This is a genomic window from Janthinobacterium sp., assembly GCF_009923995.1.
Taxonomy (GTDB): domain Bacteria; phylum Pseudomonadota; class Gammaproteobacteria; order Burkholderiales; family Burkholderiaceae_D; genus Janthinobacterium.
Genome location: NZ_RFSK01000146.1, coordinates 1 through 1379 on the forward strand (window position 1 = coordinate 1; position 1379 = coordinate 1379).

The 1379-nt window shown below is 64.9% G+C and carries 2 protein-coding genes; one reads left to right on the plus strand and one right to left on the minus strand.

Annotated features, from left to right (window positions below; translation table 11 throughout):
* Window positions 1-27 precede the first annotated feature (27 nt).
* Entirely contained in the window at window positions 28-408 is a 381-nt protein-coding gene (locus EBS11_RS28285) for a VOC family protein (protein WP_290608857.1), read from the minus strand.
* Window positions 409-624: 216 nt separating this feature from the next.
* Here EBS11_RS28285 and EBS11_RS28290 point away from each other — a divergent pair.
* On the plus strand, window positions 625-1379 hold a 755-nt coding region (locus tag EBS11_RS28290), incomplete at its 3' end, for a MarR family transcriptional regulator (protein WP_290608859.1).

Sequence of the window (1379 nt, forward strand, 5' to 3'; positions counted from 1 at the left end):
CGATCAGCGGCTCTGCCTCCAAGAGGCTCAGCCCATGGGCGTGCACAGCTCCACCAAAAAGCCGTTGATATCAGCCACATAAGCAATCGTTTGGCCCCAAGGCATCACCTCCAGGGGGCGCATGGGCGTGGCCCCGGCAGCCACGGCGCGCTCCAGCGCAGCGGCCACATCGGGCGTGCACATTGCAATCTCAAAGCAGGGCGCCGTGGGGCTGGCCGCCTGCGGGTTCTTGCCCAGCTGCTGCATCAGGCGGTGGGCTGAAAACGCCAGCGCGGTGCTGCCTGTTTCCAGCTCGCCGTAGTCGCCACTCTCATGCAGAAAGCGGGTGGTCAGGCCAAAGGCCGCCTCGTAGAACTTGAGCGTGGCGGATACGTCGGGGACGTAGAGGATGGTGTAGCCGAGTTGCATGGGGGCTCTTTCTTGGGGTTGCAAGGCTCGCAGAATACGCTGTCGAAATCCGATAAGACAGTCCAAGGCATTCCCAAAACAATGTCCTCGCGCTGCCCGTGACCGTATCAGGGCCCCATTCCATGAAAAATAGCTTTCAAAATCTATTCATGTAACTGGCTTAATATTTGATTTAAATAGGTTTTTGCAGAAATAAATCTATTCATATAATCATTCATGCCCGCCACCCCAGACCTCTCCGCCAGCATCCTGCAAGCCCTGCGCCGCCAGGGTGGTGCGCTCAGCAGCGCCGAGCTGCAAACCGCGCTGGGGGTGAGCCAGCCCACCGTCTCGCGCGCGCTGGCTCCGCTCATCCAGGCGGGCGAGGTGCAAAAGGTGGGCGCCGCCCGCAAGCAACGCTATGTGCTGCCGCGCACCGTGCGCGACGTGGGGCGCAGCGTGCCCATCATGCGCATCAACGCGCACGGCCAGCCCAGCCCGTTCGGGCGCATGGTGCCCCTGGCCAGCGGCGCGGTGTGGGTGGACGAAGAAGACGGCCTCTCCAAGCGCTTTGACGGCCTGCCGTGGTTTCTGGACGACATGCGCCCCCAGGGCTTCATGGGCCGCACCTTCGCGAGCGCCCACCCCGAGCTGCAACTGGGCAACGACCCCCGCTACTGGAGCGACGACGACGTGCTGCGCGCCCTGGCCCTGTGTGGTGACGACCTGCCCGGCAACCTGGTGGTGGGCGAGGCCGCGTTTGCGCGCTTTCACACCCTGCCGCAGCGTGCCCGCCGCGCCGCATCGCCAGCCGACTATCCGTCCCTGGCCGACGCGGCCATGCAAGGCAGCATGGGCGGCTCGTCCGCCGGGGGCGAGCAGCCCAAGTTCTGCGCCATCACAGGCGACCGCCATGTGCTGGTCAAGTTCTCCCCCGCGGGCGACGCCCCCACCGACCAACGCACCCGCGACCTGCTGGTCTGCGAACACCT

Bases quoted from the DNA above. Each gene is read 5' to 3' on its own strand.
- EBS11_RS28285 (WP_290608857.1), bottom strand. From the start codon at position 408: ATGCAACTCGGCTACACCATCCTCTACGTCCCCGACGTATCCGCCACG.